The sequence below is a fragment of the Bradyrhizobium sp. LeoA1Lang genome (genome assembly GCF_055413685.1).
Genome location: NZ_JBVAPG010000002.1, coordinates 1 through 17089 on the forward strand (window position 1 = coordinate 1; position 17089 = coordinate 17089).

Sequence of the window (17089 nt, forward strand, 5' to 3'; positions counted from 1 at the left end):
GCCTCGATCCGCCCGTCCTTCTCGATCGCCGGCAACACCATCTCGCGGACCTTGGCCAGCACTTTCTCATCCGACCATGTCGCGACGCCGACGAAGTGCAGCAGCGACTGATGCTGCGGCGCCGTCCTGGCCGGAGCTGTCCGCGCCGCCATCGGCTCGACGCTCTTGCGCTCGCCGGGCAGTATCAAGCCCGTGCAATAGTCGCGCAGCGGCGCCGTCCGGTCCGCGTGCCCGATCACGCTCGCAAGCCCGTCCACATATGTCGCAAACCGCGCTTCACTCTCTCCATGCTGATCGAGATTCATCTGGCCCCTCCGTGCGCCAAATTCTGAATCTCTCCAAATACTTGATTCTCAGCCCTAACGGCCGCGACCTTCTGACTCAGTAAGATTAGCATTAGCGTAACCCGCCGTCTCTCCCGCGTGTGGTTCGGCGGATTACGCGGAGCCTGTCATCGGGCCGCGCGAAGCGCGGACCCGGTGGCTCATCCGCCCTACGCTCTACCCATCCAGCCGCAGCGTCATTGCGAGGAGCGCAAGCGACGAAGCAATCCATCTCTCCGCAAGTGGTGAAATGGATTGCTTCGCTCCGTTCGCAATGACGGGGGGCGCGGGTTGAGCGCCAATCTGGCTACTCTGCCGCCTGCCGTATCGGCTCCTCCAATCGCGCCAGCACCTTCGGTGGCGACATTGGCAGCGCGTAGAAGCGCTTGCCTGTCGCGCGGTAGATCGCGTTTGCGACGGCGGCCATCACGGGGACCAAGGGCACTTCGCCGACGCCCTTGACGCCTTGCGGGTGCTTCGGGTTCGGGACTTCGACCAGGATGGTGTCGAGCATCGGCAAATCCGAGCACACCGGCATGCGGTAGTCGAGGAAGCCGGGGTTATCGACCTTGCCGTCGCTGCGGTAGATGTATTCCTCGTTCAGCGCCCAGCCGATTCCTTGCGCGACGCCGCCCTGGAGCTGGCCTTCGACATAGCCGGGGTGCACGGCGCGGCCGACGTCCTGGACCGCCGTGTAGCTGATGACGCGCGCGATGCCGAGCTCGATGTCGACCTCGACGTCGCAGATGTGGGTGCCGAAGCCGCCGTCCGCGCCTTGGGTGTTGAGCTGCACGCCGGCGCCGATCGGGCCGCCCTGCTGCGGGGCTTTCTCGGCAAGCTGCTCCAGCGTCAGCGGCTCGAACTGGCCGGCGTTCGGGCTGGCGGGATGCGCGGCGCCGTTCTCCCATTTCACCGCTTCGGGATCGATTTCCCAGATTTTTGCCGCGCGCTCGCGCAGAGTGTTGATCACCTTCTCGGTCGCCTGCGTCACCACCATGCTGGAAGCAAACAGCACGCGGCTGCCGCCGGTGAGATTGGAGAAGCCGACCGTCTGGGTGTCGCCGATGATGACGGAGACGCGGCGGTAGTCGATGCCGAGCAGTTCGGCGCAGACATTGGCGATGCCGGCGCGCGAGCCGCCGATATCGGGATGGCCTGTCGTGACGACGACGTTGCCGTCCTCGGTGATGTTGACTTGCGCCGAGGATTCACCGCCGGCGTTGAACCAGAAGCCGGAGGCGACGCCCCTGCCCTGCAGTTTGCCTGTTGGCGTGCTGTAATGCGGCGAGTTCTTGGCCGCTTCCAGCGTCTCGATATAGCCGATGCGGGGGAAGACCGGGCCGTGCGCCGCTTTCGTCCCCTGCTTCGCGGCGTTCTTCAGGCGGAAGTCGAGCGGGTCCATCTTGAGCGCTTCTGCGACCTCGTCGAGCACGCATTCCACCGCATAGGCGCCGATCGGCGCGCCGGGCGCGCGATAGGCTGCGACCTTGGAGCGGTTGGAGCAGACGTCGTAGCCGACCGACAGCACGTTCGCGATGTCATAGGGCGCGAAGCTGCAGCCGGCGGCGCCGCGGATCGGCGAGCCCGGGAAGGCGCCGGCCTGCAGATAGAACGTGCCTTGCGCGGCGACGATGGTGCCGTCCCTCTTGGCGCCGATCTTCACCGTGCTCTTCGAGCCTGACGTCGGGCCGGTGGCGCGCATCACCTCCTCGCGCGTCATCACCATCTTGACCGGGCGGCCGGATTTCTTCGCGAGCAGCGTCGCCAGCGGTTCGAGATAGACGATGGTCTTGCCGCCGAAGCCGCCGCCGATCTCGGCGGGGATGGCGCGGATGTCGCTCTGCGGGATACCAGATAGCATCGATGTCATCGCGCGGACCATGAACTGGCCCTGGCTCGAGCTCCAGATCGTGGTCTTGCCGTCGGCTGTGACCGAGATCAGGCAGGCGTGCGGCTCGATATAGCCCTGGTGCACCGGGCGGGTGGTGAAGGTGCGCTCGATGACGACGTCGGCCTGCTTGAAGCCCTGCTCGATGTCGCCCTTCTTGTGCTCGAGTTGGCCTACGATGTTCGAGGGCTTGCCTTCGAACTTGTTGAACTCGTGCAGGATCGGGGCGTCAGGCTTGATCGCGTCCTCGATCTCGATCGACCAGGGCAAGACCTCGTAATCGACCTCGATCAGTTCGCAGGCTTTGGCGGCAATCGCTTCCGTGGTGGCGGCCACCGCCGCGACCGGGTGGCCGGGGAACAGCGCCTTGTCGCGCGCCATCACGTTCCGGCACATCCAGCGCATGTCCTGGATGCCGAGCATCACGGATTTATCCAGCGGGAAGTCGACGACGTCGCGCGAGGTGACGACGGCCTTCACGCCCGGTAGCCGCTCCGCCTTGGAGGTGTCGATCGAGCGGATGCGCGCATGCGGGTGCGGGCTGCGCAGGACCTTGCCCCAGATCATGCCGGGCATGGCGGTGTCGGCGGCGAAGGCGGCGCGGCCCGTGACCTTGTCGACGCCATCGGGACGGATGGTGCGCTGGCCGATCCACTTGTTGTTGACGACGATGTTCATTGCGCGGCCTCCCGGATTTCAGCGGCTGTCTCCAGCACGGCGCGGACGATCTTGTCGTAGCCGGTGCAGCGGCAGAGATTGCCGGCGAGCCAGAAGCGGACTTCCTCCTCGCTCGGCTCCGGGTTCTTGGCCAGCAGCGCCTCGGAGGCGACCAGCATGCCCGAGGTGCAGATGCCGCACTGCAGCGCGGCCTGCTCCAGAAACTTCTCCTGCAGCGGATGCAGTCGGCCGCCGCGCGCCATGCCCTCGATGGTCCTGATCTCGTGCCCTTCCGCTTCGGCGGCGAGCATCAGGCAGGAGCAGACCAGCCGATCATCCAGCGTGATCGAGCAGGCGCCGCAGTCGCCGGAGGCGCAGCCCTCCTTGGAGCCGGTGAGCGCGAGCTGGTTGCGCAGCGCATCGAGCATGGTCTCAGAGGGCTCGCAGAGGAATTCCAAGGGCTCGCCGTTGACGGTGGTGGAGACGTGCAGCTTTGCCATTTGTCATTTCCCTTGCGCGCGTTCTGCGGCGATCTTCGCGGTGCGCTTGAGCAGCACGCCGGCGATCTGGGTGCGGTAGGCGATGGTGCCGCGCTTGTCGTCGATCGGACGGCAGGCGGCGCGGCAGGCATTGGCGGCAGTGTTCAGCGCGGCGTCATCGAGGCGCGAGCCGATCAGCGCCTGCGCGGCCGGCTCGACCAGGAGCGCGGTCGGCGCCACTGCACCGAGGCCGACGCGGGCGTGGGTGCAGACGCCGTCCTTCAGCGTGAGACTGACGCCGCAGCCGACCACCGCGATATCCATCTCGGTGCGCGGGATCATGCGCAAATAGGCATCGCTCGAGCTTGGTGGGCGCGGCGGCAGCGTGAAGGAGACCAGGATCTCGCCGGGTTTCAAGTTGGTGCGGCCGGGGCCGGCGGGGACGTCCTCGACCTTCAATTCGCGGCTGCCGTCCGGGCCCTGCACGGTGACGACGGCGCCGGCCGCGATCATCGCGGGCACGCTGTCGCCGGCCGGCGAGGCGTTGCAGAGATTGCCGCCGGCGGAGGCGCGGCCCTGCACTTGCGTGGAGCCGATCAGGTTCACCGCTTCCAGCACGCCGGGCCAGACCTGCTTGAAGCGCGGATGCTCGGCCAGCACGGCGCCCGGGACTGCTGCGCCGATGCGGAAGCCGCCATCGGAAAGCTCTTCGACGGCAGTGAGTTCCGCAACTTTCTTGATGTCGACGATCAGGCCCGGTTGCACCGCGCCCGAACGCATCTGCACCAGGAGATCCGTGCCGCCGGCCAGGATGCGCGCGGCGCTGCCCGCCGCTGCATAAGCGCCGACCGCTTCATCAAGCGTCTGCGGCGCGACGTATCGGATATCGGTCATGCTCGTGTCCGATGCCTCCCTCGTTGTTTGTTGCCTGCCCTCTACGAGGCCTCGTGAGAAGAGTACACGCCAGCATGCCATCGGAACAGCCTCCGAGCCCGGACGAAGTGGCGCCCTCCCATGCGCAAAGGGAATTTGCACGCCGCCGCCTTCACGCAAAACGGTCATGATCCGCGCGGTCGCGGGCGTTCGCCGGCGGCGCGGATTGCGCCCATCGGTCGCGTGCGTGCCCATACTTGATGCAACCGCGGCTAACCGCTCATTAACCCTGTCAGCCGTAGGGTTCAGCCCACGCCGGAAGGCCGGTTGTCGGGTGGCGGTAATGTCGTTTGCACAAAAGAAACCTACGGTCTTCCCGGCACAGGAGGAACGGCGGCGCTTCCAGCGCGTCAAGGTGCACCTGCTCGGCCGCTACATGCTGCCCGACCGCCGCGAGTTTCCTTGCCAGATTATTAACATGTCCCCGGGCGGGCTCGCGCTGCTGGCGCCCGGCATCGGCAATGTCGGCGACCGCGTGATCGCCTATCTCGACCATATCGGCCGCGTCGAGGGCCGGATCACCCGCATCATCGACAACGGCTTTGCGATGACGATCGTCTCGACGCCGCGCAAGCGCGACAAACTCGCGGCACAGCTCACCTGGCTCGCCAACCGCGACATCCTCAATCTGCCGGAAGACCGCCGCCACGACCGCATCGTGCCGCGCAACCCGATCGCGCTGCTCACGCTGGAGGACGGCAGCAAGATGACCTGCCGCATCATCGACCTCTCGCTGTCGGGCGCGGCGATCGCCGCCGAGAACCGGCCGCCGGTGAAGTCGCTGGTGATGCTCGGCCGGGTGCAGTCGCGCGTGGTGCGAAACCTCGACGACGGCTTCGCGCTGGAGTTCGTCCACGAGCAGGCCGCCGAGACGCTCGAAGACGCGGTTACCGCGCGGTAAAGCCCGCGACGCTCAAATCCCCTGATTTTCAGCCCGAATGAGGCGGCATCCGCGATGGCGGACGCCGCCTTTGCCTTGTCTGGCGTCCTCCGCACGCGGTTAACGCGGGCGGATTTCGCGGCGAGAAAGAACTGCTGGCACGGCGTCAAGGTCGTTAATGCGTAAAATTTGAATCAATTGCAGTTGTCTCGAATTTTAGTCGAGTTCTCTTCAAGTATAGATCGAATTTGCCACCAGCTTTACTTGCATTCACGTCAAATCACCTTTGCTGATTTAGCCGCACCGCAAAACCTTTGTGCGAAACGTGGTCCCAACAAGAAAAACGGGGGCCACGATGGTTTTCAGGGGACAGGGGAAAGGATGGGCGGTTGCCGCCATCCTGTTCGGGTTGAGCGTCACTACAAGCGTCGCGGCGAAAGCAGGCGACGTGGTCTATGCCAGCCTCGGCGACACCACGCGTTCGCCGATCGGCTGGGTCGAATTCTGCGCCGACAACCCGGGCGATTGCCGCGGCGGCGCGACGCAACCGCGCGACATCGTGCTGTCGCAGACGGCATGGCGCGATCTGTTGCGGGTCAACAAATGGGTCAACGAGACCATCAAGCCGATGACCGACATGGATCATTGGGGCGTGATCGAGAAATGGTCGTTGCCGACGGACGGCTACGGCGACTGCGAGGACTACGTGCTCCTGAAGCGCAAGATGCTGATCGACGCCGGATGGCCGCGCGAGGCGCTGTTGATCACTGTTGTGCGCGACAAGAAGGGCGAAGGCCACGCGGTGCTCACGGTGAAGACCGACAAGGGCGAGTTCATCCTCGACAACCAGAACGAGGACGTCGTCGCCTGGACCGCAACCGGCTACCGCTTCGTCAAGCGGCAGTCGCAGAGCGATCCTAACGTCTGGGTCTCGCTCGGCGACAACCGCCCGGCGGTCGCCACCGCCAGCTCTCGGCAATAAGGGAACATCGAACACGCGACCCGGTCACATCCCCACCCCTCCCCGTCCCAGACCGGTTCGCGCGCGGCCAGGCTTCCCCCAAAGCCTGGCCGCAACTTTTTGGGCCAGCACGTGTGCAACGGTCACGAAACAATCGGTGCGGGTGACGAAACCGTTTTCCGGCTCGGTCGAAATTCTGCGGAAACGGGCGTGGACTATCTTCGCGTTGGGTGCTGAGAACGACGATCCGAAGGTATTGCGGGGACCGCTTTTTGAGGTGCGCCATGCGTGAAGAATTTGCCTCTTACAGCTTTCTCGCCGTCACCATTGCCGGGATCGTTCTGTTGTGCTCAGGCCTCGTCGCGCTTGCGCTGACGTGATCGACGCCGGCGAGCCCTGGGTCGGGGGTCGATGGCGCCAGCCAGATGCGTCGCCCCTGCTGGGTGAACCATCGCCGTGCCAACCGGCGCGCTTGCGCACGATAGCGCCTAGCTGAGGCGCCATTGATTGCAGAAAATGACCGCTTATCGGCGAAGGCTGGTGGTCGCAATCCCTGACACCGCCCATCCAACAAGAACAATCCTCGGATTGGCAATATTTTATTGCCCTCTTTCTTCTAATTAAATAATTAAATGATATTTTTATAATAATGCATACTAAATCTCAGGGAACTTGGTTTCACCGCAATGTTCCTGGCGCCGCGCCTTTCCACCGGAATTCCAAGGCTCATTCGGAGGTCTCACGCCTGCAAACCACGGCCACGCTCGATTGACGGAAGCGCGGCGCAACGGCTTCCGCCGAGATACATGCGATTTAATTTGACTTTAAATTATATTTAAATGATGTTTTTCTTCTTGCGACATTAGGGGTGCCGCGACCAACCGAATTGCTGCGGCGTCAGTCCGATTGCACATGGTCTGATTGAATACGAAGACATGCGAAGGCGTCATACATGCGCCGGCCAATTGATACTGCACCAAGGGACGGACAGGATATCTGGGTCGAGAGTGCGACCGGAGCCTTTGATATCGCTCATTGGTCACGTGAGGCGGGCGAATGGGTTTGGAAAAATGGGCATCCCATCAGGATCGCGCCGACGCATTGGTACCCAATAACCGAGGATGTGTTTCAAGAAGACGAGTCGAGCGGTCGGCTCCAGGTCGGTCGTGCGGGCCAATGGTTAGCGGGTTCTTTGATCGCCGCAATCCTCGTTGCGGCTGCGCTGATCGGTGTGTTCGACCAATCCAGCGGACCCGAGGTTTCGAAGACGATCGAAGCCGGGCGCGCCGTCGGGCTCGATCTGAAGCCTGAGGTCGCCGGGTGGCAAACGCTCGTTCAGCGCGGAACGACAGCAGTCCTCATGCAGGACACCGACCTTTCACGACAGATGCTGTTGGCGGACACAGTGCAGCGTCGCCAAGCGCTCGACGAAGAGACTTCGCACAGGGACGCACCGGCGGCGGCCACGTCCGCAGAATTACAGCAGTCGCTTTACCAGGAACGCGAAAAATCCGCCGCACTGACGGCCGAACTCGCGAAAGTCCGCGGCGACTTGGAGACGATGCTGGCGCTATCGAGCAAGTTTCAGGACGACGCGATACAGCGCTGGGAGGCTGCGGAAATTGCAGCAGAGGAACTGCGGCAGTCCCTTCAACAGGAACAGGCCCACGCTGCGGCGCTCGCGAACGAACTTGCCGGAACGCGCCGCGAGACCGAGACCCGGGATATACAGTCGCGCAACCCTGACGATGCGACCGCGCAACAGAGACAGACGACCGAGCGCGAGATCGCGGAACTGCGGCAGTCGCTGCAGCAGGAGCAAGAAAAGACCGCCGCCCTCACCCAGGAGGTCGGCGCGGCGCGCCAGGCGATGACAGCGAGTGCCGAGCAGCAACGCCGCGCGCTCGACGAGGCGCAGATGCGTGCCGCGGCACTCGCGAGTGAACTTGCCGGAACGAGCAGCGAGATCGAGACCCAGGCCGCGCAGTCGCAGAAGGCAGTTGATGAAGCCGTCCAGCAGAAGCAGACGGCGGAGGCCACCATCGCGGAACTGCGGCAGTCGCTGCAGCAGGAGCGAAGCAGAACCGAAGCCATGGCACGGGATCTTGCATCGGCGCGGCGCCCCGTCGATGAACGCGTGACCGTGGGCCGCGCAATTGAAGGCCCGATGATGCCGGTGACACAGACCGTGGCAGCCGCCGTATCGGAGCCGCCAACAGCCGCAGACCAGGACAAGGCGGAGGCGGCCCGATTGATCGCGCGCGCCAGCGCGTTGCTCGGCCAGGGCAATATCGGCGCGGCGAGGATAGTGCTCGAGCGTGCCGCCGAGAACGACAATGCGCGGGCAAGTTTTATGCTCGCGGAGACGTATGATCCCGCCGTTTTATCCGCCTGGGGCACCTATGGAACGCGCGGCGAAGCGGCTAAGGCGCGAGAGCTCTACGCGAAGGCACACAGTGGCGGTATTCGCGAAGCCAAGGACCGGCTCGACGCGTTGCCCCGGTGAGAGGATGAGATTGTTGCGTTCCACATGATGACGCTGGCTGCTGCAGTTGGTGATCAAGAGGGGGACTGACATGAACACGCTGCCAAGGCCACGCTCGTTGCTCCTGCTCGCCGTGCTGGTGCTGCTGGTCGCCATGATGCTTCAACCGGCTGACCTGGACGCACAGACCACGCAACCCTCCAAGGGCAATGCACAAGTGGTTCGACGGCCCTTGCCGCTGCAGACCGAAAAAGACCGCATGAACGCTTGGACCGTCGGGCTCGCTGGCGGCTTGCTGGAGGGAGCGCCAATCCGCCTGGCTGCGGAAATGGCCCGCGTGGTCGATGACGGAGCGAACATGCATCTGCTACCGATCGTCACCCGGGGCGCCACCGAGAATCTGAACTCGCTGCTCTATCTGCGCGGCGTCGATACGGCGATCATCAATTCCGACGCGCTCGAAGAGTACAAGATTCAAGTGCCGCAGATCCGAAGCCGCATCACTTACCTGCTCAATCTCTTCCCGTCCGAGCTGCATATTTTCGTCCGACCGGAAATCACAAGCCTGCAGGATCTCGCCGGCAAGAAAGTGAACTTCAACACGAAGGGCACCGCAGCCGCTTATTCGGGACCGCTGATCTTCAGCCGTCTCGGCATCGAGGTCGAGAAGACGTTCATTCCCCATCAGGTCGCCCTGGAACAGATGCGCAAAGGTGAGATGGCGGCGGTGGTGTTCATCACGTCGAAACCGGTCGACGCCTTCGTGCGCGGCCGCTGGGAGGCGGGATTCAAGTTTCTCCCGGTCCAATACGACAGCAAGTTCGAGGACTACTACCTGCCCGCGACACTGGAGACAAATGAGTATCCCAATCTGATCAAGCAGGGCGAGCGGGTGTCGACCATCGCAGTGCCGACCGCGCTTGTCGCGTTCAATTGGCCGCCGCGGTCGAACCATTATCAACGCGTCGCGCGCTTCGTCGACTACCTGTTCTCGCGAATCGACCGCCTGCAGGCACCAGGCTTTGACCCGAAATGGCAGTCGATCAATCTCGCAGCGACCGTCCCCGGACTAACCCGCTTCCCGGCCGCGCAGGAATGGCTGGATCACAAGGCGCGCAGCGCACAGGCGCCGCCATGAAGGCTGCTGCTTTTCCCCTCGCTGTCACGTTAAAAATGGCTTGCGGCATCGCCTACGCTCAAGGCACGAACGATCCGATGACAAATCTTCGGGCGTGCTCGGTGATGGAGGGACCGGCCCGGCTACAATGTCTGGACGATCTATCACGTAAGATAGCGCCGCCTGGTCGCCCGGCGCCGTACGACAACTGGCTGCTCAGCGAGACCACATCGCCGGTGGACTATTCGCCCATCGTCACCGCCACCACATCCGCTCGCGGTGACTCGGACGGCACCGCGATGCAACTCGCAATCCACTGCCGCAAAGGCCGCACCGAGCTCGTGCTCGCAGGACCGGCGGTATCAAGCCGTGCCGAGGAATACACCATCTTCTACCGCGTCAATGCGAATCCGCCGGTGCAGCTTGTGGCCGCCTCGCCGTCATTCGGGCCCGGTGCCGCTTTCCGGGGTGACGTCGTGCGTCTGCTGCAATCGTTACCCGAAGAGGGCGGCATCGCTGTCCGTCTTTCCACCCGCAGCGGCGCGGCTCAGGAGGCGCATTTCCTGCTCGGCGGATTGAAGACCGTGCGCGAAAAACTGGCGGCGGCGTGCAAATGGCCACATGCCGTCGCCAGACCAGGCGACTGATGGTCATGGGACAGGGAGAAGCAAGATGATCAGAATTGGAAATCTGGCGATAGCAGCCATTGCCGGCCTAGCGATGTCGCTCCTGATCGCGCCGACCGCGCAAGCGCAGCCAGACGATCAGATGAGGCCGCAAGCGAGTAAGCAGCACCGGGTGAGCACGCAGAAGCAGCCGAGCAGGCAGAAGGACGATCAGACGAGCAAGCACGACCAGGCGAGCAAGCAGAAACTGGTACTGGTGACAAAACCCACCGAGCTCCCCAGGAAGCCGCATCAGCTCCTGCTGCAGGTCAATTCCAACGATCCCGCGATGATGAATCTCGCACTTAACAATGCGACCAACGTCGCGCAATACTACCGCAATCTCGGTGAAGAAGTGTCGATTGAGGTTGTCACGTTTGGCCCTGGCCTTCACATGCTGCGCGATGACACCTCTCCGGTGAAGGCGCGCATCGAGGGGCTCGCAATGAGCAACCCGGAAATCTCCTTCAAAGCCTGCGGCAATACCCAGGAAAACATGCGTAAGGCGGAGAACAAGGATATCAACCTCGTTCCACAGGCGACGATCGTGAAATCCGGCGTCGTCCGCGTCTTGGAGCTGCAGGAACAGGGCTGGAGCTACGTCAAACTGTGAGGCACCGCTCCAGGCCATGGAGGCAAAGGCCGCTGAGCAGGATGTAGCCGTCCCGAGTGGTCTGGACGAGGGCCATGGTCCGCGCCGCTCCCCAGAGCATGATCCGGAAAAGTGGATACCGGTTTTCCGAAAACGAAACCGTTTTCCGGCTTGTCGAAATTCTGCGGAAATGGGCGCCCACTATCTTCGTGTCGGGTGCTGGAGAACGACTATCAAAAGGTATTGCGGGGACGCTTTTTTGAGGTGCGCCATGCGTGAAGAATTTGCCTCTTACAGCTTTCTCGCCGTCACCATTGCCGGGATCGTCCTGTTGTGCTCAAGCCTCGTCGTGCTTGCGCTGACGTGATCGGCGGCGGCGTCTCAACGCCGACCAAAGCCGACGTCTCGCCGGACGCGCATTTTCGCGATGCGAGCAGGTCTCGTACTTCGGCCGAGCCGAACGCCGAAAATGGCGGTCGGCAGACGATCAGCTCAAGATCGTTGCCCTCGGAGCCGACAAGGAAGAGACACCGCTTGCGCTACGAAGAGCGTCGCGGCGTTTCAGGCATAGGGCGGCACCTCGACCAGCGTCCCAATCAAACGCAACAGGGCTTGGTGCTCGGGTCCATTCACGTTGCTCCGCAAGAACTCGCCCAACTCAATGGGCGACAGCCGACCACCGGAAGGCGCATTCGGCTGATGGAGGATGAAAGCATTGCCGGTCGTCGGTTCGCGCGCAAGGAACCATGCATCGCCGTTTGGACTGCGGTACAGCTCTCTTCTCTCGGGCATAGGGTTGGTTGCTCCTTCGAACAGAGCCAACGGGAACAGCTCTTAGAACTGACACTCGGAAAGCGCTATTCGCCGGGGCATGAGCGATGCTTCAGCGGGCACAGCTTACTTGCTGCGCCTCGATCTGCTCGCAAAATCGCGGTTGGCCTCGCCGGCTGAGCGCTTTTTCTTGTCCGCGACGTTACCAGTCACCGCCGCTTCCCGAGCCAATCGCTCCGCCTTCAATCGCTCTCGATTTGCATGAAAGGCTTCTTGATTACGTTCATACTCGGACATCGCAACCTTGGTATCCGCTTCCCTGAAGGCCTTTTGGGCCGCTTGCTGAGCTGCGGTGGGCTTCTTCGATTCGTGGGTATAAGTCATTTCCTCCTCCTTCGGCCCTGGCTCCCGACCGGAGGGGCAAGTTGCCGGGGACAAAGATCCGACTCCTGACGGCCATGACGGTTCCAATTTGGCCGAGCGTGCGCCGACGTCGTGGCATCTGCCGAGGAAACACTGGCGGAACTGGAAGTCGCCCTCAATCGCGATGGCCCGCGGAGCCATTCTTGATCTGCCAAATGTACTCGTCGGCAAGCTCCAGGAGCCGGTTGGAGGTTAGCGGGTCCGTAATCTCCCTTGCTAAACGCCGACATTGCTCAACCTTGGCCAAAAGATTGGTCTGCAATTGCCCCACCCGCAAATACCGGGCGAGTGAATTCGAAGGCAGGCCGCCCTGCATTTTCTGCGCCGCATCGATTTCCGAAACGGCCACAACTCGGCAATCGGGTAAGCTGATCGCGCAGCGCTGGAAACTGGTCCTAAAGCGGGATGACTTTTCTTCGAATCGTCATCCCGCTTTAGCTCTTTGTTTGAGCGTGATCTTTTCGGAAAACCGGTGCCCACTTTTCCGGATCATGCTCTAGAAGCGATCTCAGTGTCGAACGTCTTTCAAGCGAACGACGACGCCCGTCGGTTCGGGCTGATGCGTCGTCAACTTTGTAAAGTCCGCGTCGCTCCAATCCGCAAGACTTATTACCTCTCCTTCCTCAGCTTCCATCCCAGGAACTTCGAGCAACTCGAGCACATGCAGCCCCTTGGGGTCGAGAAAGAAGGTATGCTGTCCGAACAATTCGCAAAATTGTGCCACTGCTGGATGATCCTCAGCAAGCACCTGCGCTCGAAACTGAGACAGCGTTTTGGTTATCTGGGCTTGGTTTAACTTCATGGCCTATCCCTGATCTTTAGCGCCTGAGTGCGCGTCGTCTGCCCCTCCTCGTCCATAGCTCACGACCTCACCAGGCGTCTGCGTTACACGGAGCCGCGGCGAATACGGCGCCAGCGGACGATCCGCTTCGCACGCTTGTTAGGTCCCTCGTGTGCCGCTAGTAACGGCGGGCAGCACTTGCGGACGCTTGCTCAAGACTCTTTCCTTTTTGGGTGGCGCGGCGATGAGCCCGTCGCGGATGGCCTGTTTCCGAGCAAGCTTGCGGGCACGGCGCACGGCGTCAGATTTCTCCCTGGTCTTTTTTTCCGAGGGCTTTTCGTAAGAACGACGACGTTTCATTTCCCTGAACACGCCCTCGCGCTGCATCTTCTTCTTTAGAACTCGAAGCGCTTGGTCGACGTTGTTGTCGCGAACGATTACTTGCACGGTTGTTGCTCCATCAGAGTTGCAGCGCCAGGTTGGCTGAAGTCGCGGCAGCCGAAGCGTTACAACGACTCCTTCGAAGTAAATCCCGCCCGTCTAAAGCGCGATGAGATGAGGATGAATCATCATCGCGCTTTAGGTTATTGTTTGAACATGATCTTTTCGGAAAACCGCTTCACACTTTTCCGGATCATGCTCTAGCGATCTAAATTGAAGGGATAGATTGCCCTTCGCGCGCAAAAGCCCGCTCAATCCCGAGATCGAGCGGGTCGCACAGTCATCCCAGTACATCCGTGGAATGACGAAAGCTGCTTACGCCAGCGAGAGGTTCTCGGCGCTGACCTTGCCACGCTTCGGGTCGGTCTTGACTTCGAAGTTCACTCGCTGCCCCTCAGCGAGTCCATGAAGCCCGGCCCGCTCGACCGCGCTTATGTGGACGAACACATCGGTTCCGCCATCATTCGGCTGAATAAATCCAAAACCCTTTTGCCCGTTGAACCACTTCACCGTACCTGTCGCCATAACATTTCTCCAAAGCGCAAACGCGCGCCTCGCGTGGATTCGCACGATCCCCAAACTCAATCCGACGATGTCTCTGGAAAAGGGCCGCCTGGACCATTCAACAAGGCACAACGGCTAATCGAATAACAGCAACGTATACACTTTCTTCGAGAACACAAGGGTTCCTTCAAGGGTTCTTTTTTCGGCCGCGCGAGGTCGCGCTTGCGTTGACGTGATCGCTGCCCGGCGCCTACCTCACCAGCTATATTTGACGACGCCCTTGCCGGCGTAGCTGGTGACGTTGGCGGAAAACTCGCCTTCGAATGTTGCGGCGAGCGAGAAGCCGTTCAGCCACTTCTGCTCGGCGCTGGCGCTGACGAGCGCGGAATCGGGATCCGGCCGCGCGCCGTTCACGACAAAGCTTGTGCCCGGCAGCGACTGGAAGATCGCACTCACCGCGCGGTCGGGATTGTAGTCATGCGGCCACGCCAGCCGGCCGCGCAGCGTCAGCACGCCATCCGCCATGGCGAACGACTTGTCGGTGCGCAGGCCGAGCTCGGTGCGGGTGTCGGTCGTGGTCTCGCCGGCATAGTTCAGTGCGAACAGCCCGCCGCCGACGAGGCTCCGCTCGGCATAGGCCGGCAGATCAAGGCTGATCACCTGGACCGCGGCGTAGGGCGTGATGCCGATCAGAGTTGTCGCGAACCGGTAGCCGCCTTCGAAGGCCCCGGATGTGCTGCAGTGCGCCGCACTTTGTTGCGGCGCATACGTCAGCAAATGGCACCTTTCGGACTGCGAGCCATTGTCCGACCAGCGTCCGAAATGCACACCAAAGCAGGCGCCCGCCCGCACACTCTGAATTTATGGATTCACGCCCTGGGTCCTGTGGACACTTATCGCATCAATAAGACGATGGCTGCGATGGTGACGACGGCGCGGTAGTTTCGGGCAGTCCTTTCGAAACGGATTGCGACGCGACGGAATTGCTTGAGCTTTGAGAAACAGCACTCCACGAGATGCCGCTCGGCATAGAGATGCTTGTCGAGCGGATATTTGAGCGCGCGTGATGGGTTGTTGGGGATGACGGCGAGCGCGCCTTTGGCGGCGATGGCCCTGGCGCATGTGCTGACGCGCGCCCGGGCTGCGTGCTATTCTCCCCAGGCCCCGTCACCGGTTGTGACGATCAGTATTGGGGCTTCTCGGGCGATGGAGATGACCTTGTCTCGCAAATGGACGAAGAGTCGAACGCGAGGTTGCAAGCTTCACCTGACCAAAACGAAGGCGCGGTTTGGTCGAGTTCGCCAGATCCGCGCCGATCTCGAACGACAGCTTGAAGCATGCAAACGGGAGACCGCCAACGTGCGGGAGCGCCTGATCGAGGCTACGAAGCAGCAAACTGCCACCTCCGAGATGCTGCGCATCATCTCGGATTCGCCGCTTCAGTCGGTGCTGGACGCGGTGGCCGAACATGCCGCACGCCTGTGCGACTCGAACAATGCGGAGATCTACCGCCTGGAGAACAACCTTCTTCGCTTGGTGGCTTCATACGGGGAACTTCCGGTGCATATTCAAGCCCGTGAGGGATTTCCCGCAAATCGCGACAGGGTGATAGGACGAGCCGTATGTGATCGGCGGTCGGTTCATGTCCACGATCTCGCCGCCGAGGATAGCGAGTACCCGTCGGGCAGCAGTGACGCAAAACGCCAGGGCCATCGCACCACGCTCGGAACACCGTTGCTGCGCGAGCGGACCCCCATTGGAGTCATTCTGTTCCGGCGATGGGAGGTCCGACCGTTCTCCGACAACCAGATCGCGCTTCTGGAGACCTTCGCCGAACAAGCGGTGATCGCGATCGAAAACGTGCGCCTGTTCGAAGCCGAGAAGCAACGCACGCTGGCGCTTGGCCACGCGAACCGCAATTTGCGGGAGAGCGAGGCGAAGTATCGGTCAGCCATTGACGGAATAGCCGGTCTCGTTGCGATCATGGCCCCCAACGGTGAACTCGAAACGGTCAATCGCCAAATCATCGAGTATTTCGGCCGCTCGCAGGAGGAGCTGACGACCTGGGAAACAAGCGATGCCGTACATCCTAAAGACCTTCCCCGCATCCTTGAGCTTTTCAAGAGATCAATCGCCGCCGGTGCTCCCTTCCATTACGAACTACGCCTGCGGCGGTTCGACGGCGAATATCGGTGGTTTGAAAACCGCGGTGTCCCAATTCGCGATGAGTCCGGACTCATCGTGCGCTGGTTCATCCTGCTGGTGGACATCGAGGATCGCACACGAGCGCTGGAACAAATGCAGCAGATGCAATCGGATTTCGCCCACATGAACCGCGTGAGCATGATGGGAGAATTGGCTGCCTCACTGTCTCACGAGATCACGCAACCGATCGCCGCGGCACACATCAACGCCTGTGCCGCCCTGAATTTTTTGGGCAAACAGCCGCCAGATCTGAGTGAAGCCAGGCAGGCGTTGGGCTGTATCGTGCGCGATTCCGATCGCGCTAGAGACATCGTCGGCCGCATCCGTGAGCAGATCAAGAAAACGCCTCCGCGAAAAGAGCGATTCGATCTCAATGCGGCAATCAATGAGGTGATCGTGTTGGCGCGAAGCGCAACCATCAGGAATGGTGTCTCGGTTCAGACTCGCCTTGCGGAAGGCTTGCTTCCTGTTCATGGGGATCGTGTTCAATTGCAACAAGTCTTCCTGAACCTGATCCTGAACGCGGTTGAAGCAATGGGCTCGGTTGAGGCGGGCGCGCGAGAGCTGTCGATCAGCACCGAGCAAGACCACACCGGGGTCGTCGTGGCCGTGCGCGATTCCGGACTGGGCATCGATCCTCACCATCTCGAGCGCGTTTTCGAGGCCTTCTACACCACGAAGTCCAATGGAACGGGGATGGGACTGTCAATCTGCCGGTCCATCATTGAGGCTCATGGCGGCCGGCTATGGGCAGAAGCGAATGAACCTCGCGGCGCCGTATTTCAGTTCACTGTGCCCGGCGTGGGAAAGGAACACAGGCTGCATGCTCAAGGGCGAGAAGCCTGCTGATCTGCCGATCCTGGACTCCACAGCTTGAGTTCATCAATCAATCTCAAAGCAGCCAAGGCGCTCGGCTTGACTGTCGGGCCCCGCTATTTGCCGGCGCCAACGAGGTGATCGAACAACGAACAATTTTGCCGCGAT

At 61.8% G+C, this 17089-nt stretch carries 17 protein-coding genes and 2 pseudogenes; 7 read left to right on the top strand and 12 right to left on the bottom strand.

Going from position 1 to position 17089, the window contains the following annotated elements:
* The 4 genes from ACZYOF_RS00765 to ACZYOF_RS00780 all read right to left on the bottom strand — a co-directional run.
* The coding region (locus ACZYOF_RS00765) for a transposase (protein WP_463714457.1) at positions 1-305 on the bottom strand (305 nt) is incomplete at its 3' end.
* Between the two features lie 325 nt (positions 306-630).
* Positions 631-2889, bottom strand: a complete 2259-nt coding sequence (locus ACZYOF_RS00770) for a xanthine dehydrogenase family protein molybdopterin-binding subunit (protein WP_463714458.1) — start codon at positions 2887-2889, stop codon at positions 631-633.
* Positions 2886-3368: a (2Fe-2S)-binding protein gene (locus ACZYOF_RS00775; RefSeq protein ID WP_463714459.1), complete on the bottom strand. Its 483-nt coding sequence runs from the start codon at positions 3366-3368 to the stop codon at positions 2886-2888. The genes ACZYOF_RS00770 and ACZYOF_RS00775 overlap by 4 nt, the downstream gene beginning before the upstream one ends.
* Positions 3369-3371: 3 nt before the next feature.
* Positions 3372-4232, bottom strand: a complete 861-nt coding sequence (locus ACZYOF_RS00780; protein ID WP_463714553.1) for an FAD binding domain-containing protein — start codon at positions 4230-4232, stop codon at positions 3372-3374.
* 331 nt (positions 4233-4563) lie between these two features.
* Here ACZYOF_RS00780 and ACZYOF_RS00785 point away from each other — a divergent pair, with 331 nt between their 5' ends.
* From ACZYOF_RS00785 to ACZYOF_RS00810, 6 genes are all read left to right on the top strand, one after another.
* The gene (locus tag ACZYOF_RS00785; RefSeq protein WP_463714460.1) at positions 4564-5181 is read left to right on the top strand and encodes a PilZ domain-containing protein; all 618 of its coding nucleotides are present in this window, start codon (positions 4564-4566) and stop codon (positions 5179-5181) included.
* Positions 5182-5515: 334 nt separating this feature from the next.
* Complete coding sequence (locus ACZYOF_RS00790) at positions 5516-6142, top strand: transglutaminase-like cysteine peptidase (RefSeq protein WP_463714461.1); 627 nt, start codon at positions 5516-5518, stop codon at positions 6140-6142.
* A gap of 931 nt (positions 6143-7073) precedes the next feature.
* A complete protein-coding gene (locus ACZYOF_RS00795) occupies positions 7074-8627 on the top strand; it encodes a coiled-coil domain-containing protein (protein WP_282527191.1) in 1554 nt (517 codons plus the stop codon).
* Positions 8628-8697: 70 nt separating this feature from the next.
* Positions 8698-9744 carry a TAXI family TRAP transporter solute-binding subunit gene (locus tag ACZYOF_RS00800; RefSeq protein ID WP_463714462.1) on the top strand — a complete coding sequence of 349 codons (1047 nt, stop codon included), beginning with the start codon at positions 8698-8700 and terminating at the stop codon, positions 9742-9744.
* The gene (locus ACZYOF_RS00805; protein ID WP_282527193.1) at positions 9741-10370 is read left to right on the top strand and encodes a hypothetical protein; all 630 of its coding nucleotides are present in this window, start codon (positions 9741-9743) and stop codon (positions 10368-10370) included. Before ACZYOF_RS00800 ends, ACZYOF_RS00805 begins: the two co-directional genes overlap by 4 nt.
* A gap of 25 nt (positions 10371-10395) precedes the next feature.
* Positions 10396-11001 carry a DsrE family protein gene (locus ACZYOF_RS00810; RefSeq protein ID WP_245476352.1) on the top strand — a complete coding sequence of 202 codons (606 nt, stop codon included), beginning with the start codon at positions 10396-10398 and terminating at the stop codon, positions 10999-11001.
* A gap of 540 nt (positions 11002-11541) precedes the next feature.
* On the opposite strand, the gene ACZYOF_RS00815 is transcribed toward ACZYOF_RS00810, so the two are convergent.
* From ACZYOF_RS00815 to ACZYOF_RS00850, 8 genes and pseudogenes are all read right to left on the bottom strand, one after another.
* Entirely contained in the window at positions 11542-11802 is a 261-nt protein-coding gene (locus ACZYOF_RS00815; protein ID WP_245476353.1) for a hypothetical protein, read from the bottom strand.
* Positions 11803-11877: 75 nt separating this feature from the next.
* Positions 11878-12135 carry a hypothetical protein gene (locus ACZYOF_RS00820; protein ID WP_463714463.1) on the bottom strand — a complete coding sequence of 86 codons (258 nt, stop codon included), beginning with the start codon at positions 12133-12135 and terminating at the stop codon, positions 11878-11880.
* 154 nt (positions 12136-12289) lie between these two features.
* Positions 12290-12523 (bottom strand): hypothetical protein, encoded by a 234-nt coding sequence (locus ACZYOF_RS00825; protein ID WP_282527194.1) that lies wholly within the window; start codon positions 12521-12523, stop codon positions 12290-12292.
* Positions 12524-12682: 159 nt separating this feature from the next.
* Positions 12683-12976 (bottom strand): hypothetical protein, encoded by a 294-nt coding sequence (locus ACZYOF_RS00830; RefSeq protein WP_130580040.1) that lies wholly within the window; start codon positions 12974-12976, stop codon positions 12683-12685.
* Between the two features lie 138 nt (positions 12977-13114).
* A complete protein-coding gene (rpsU, locus tag ACZYOF_RS00835) occupies positions 13115-13402 on the bottom strand; it encodes a 30S ribosomal protein S21 (protein WP_130580041.1) in 288 nt (95 codons plus the stop codon).
* Positions 13403-13711: 309 nt separating this feature from the next.
* Positions 13712-13921 carry a cold-shock protein gene (locus ACZYOF_RS00840; protein WP_130580042.1) on the bottom strand — a complete coding sequence of 70 codons (210 nt, stop codon included), beginning with the start codon at positions 13919-13921 and terminating at the stop codon, positions 13712-13714.
* Between the two features lie 234 nt (positions 13922-14155).
* Positions 14156-14632: pseudogene (locus ACZYOF_RS00845) on the bottom strand (autotransporter outer membrane beta-barrel domain-containing protein); the annotation flags it as partial.
* Between the two features lie 161 nt (positions 14633-14793).
* Positions 14794-15012 (bottom strand): annotated as a pseudogene (locus tag ACZYOF_RS00850) (IS5/IS1182 family transposase); the annotation flags it as partial.
* Positions 15013-15310: 298 nt separating this feature from the next.
* Between ACZYOF_RS00850 and ACZYOF_RS00855 the strand changes: the two are divergent.
* Positions 15311-16954, top strand: coding sequence for an ATP-binding protein (locus ACZYOF_RS00855; RefSeq protein WP_463714554.1), 1644 nt, complete (start codon positions 15311-15313; stop codon positions 16952-16954).
* The last annotated feature ends 135 nt before the right edge of the window (positions 16955-17089 follow it).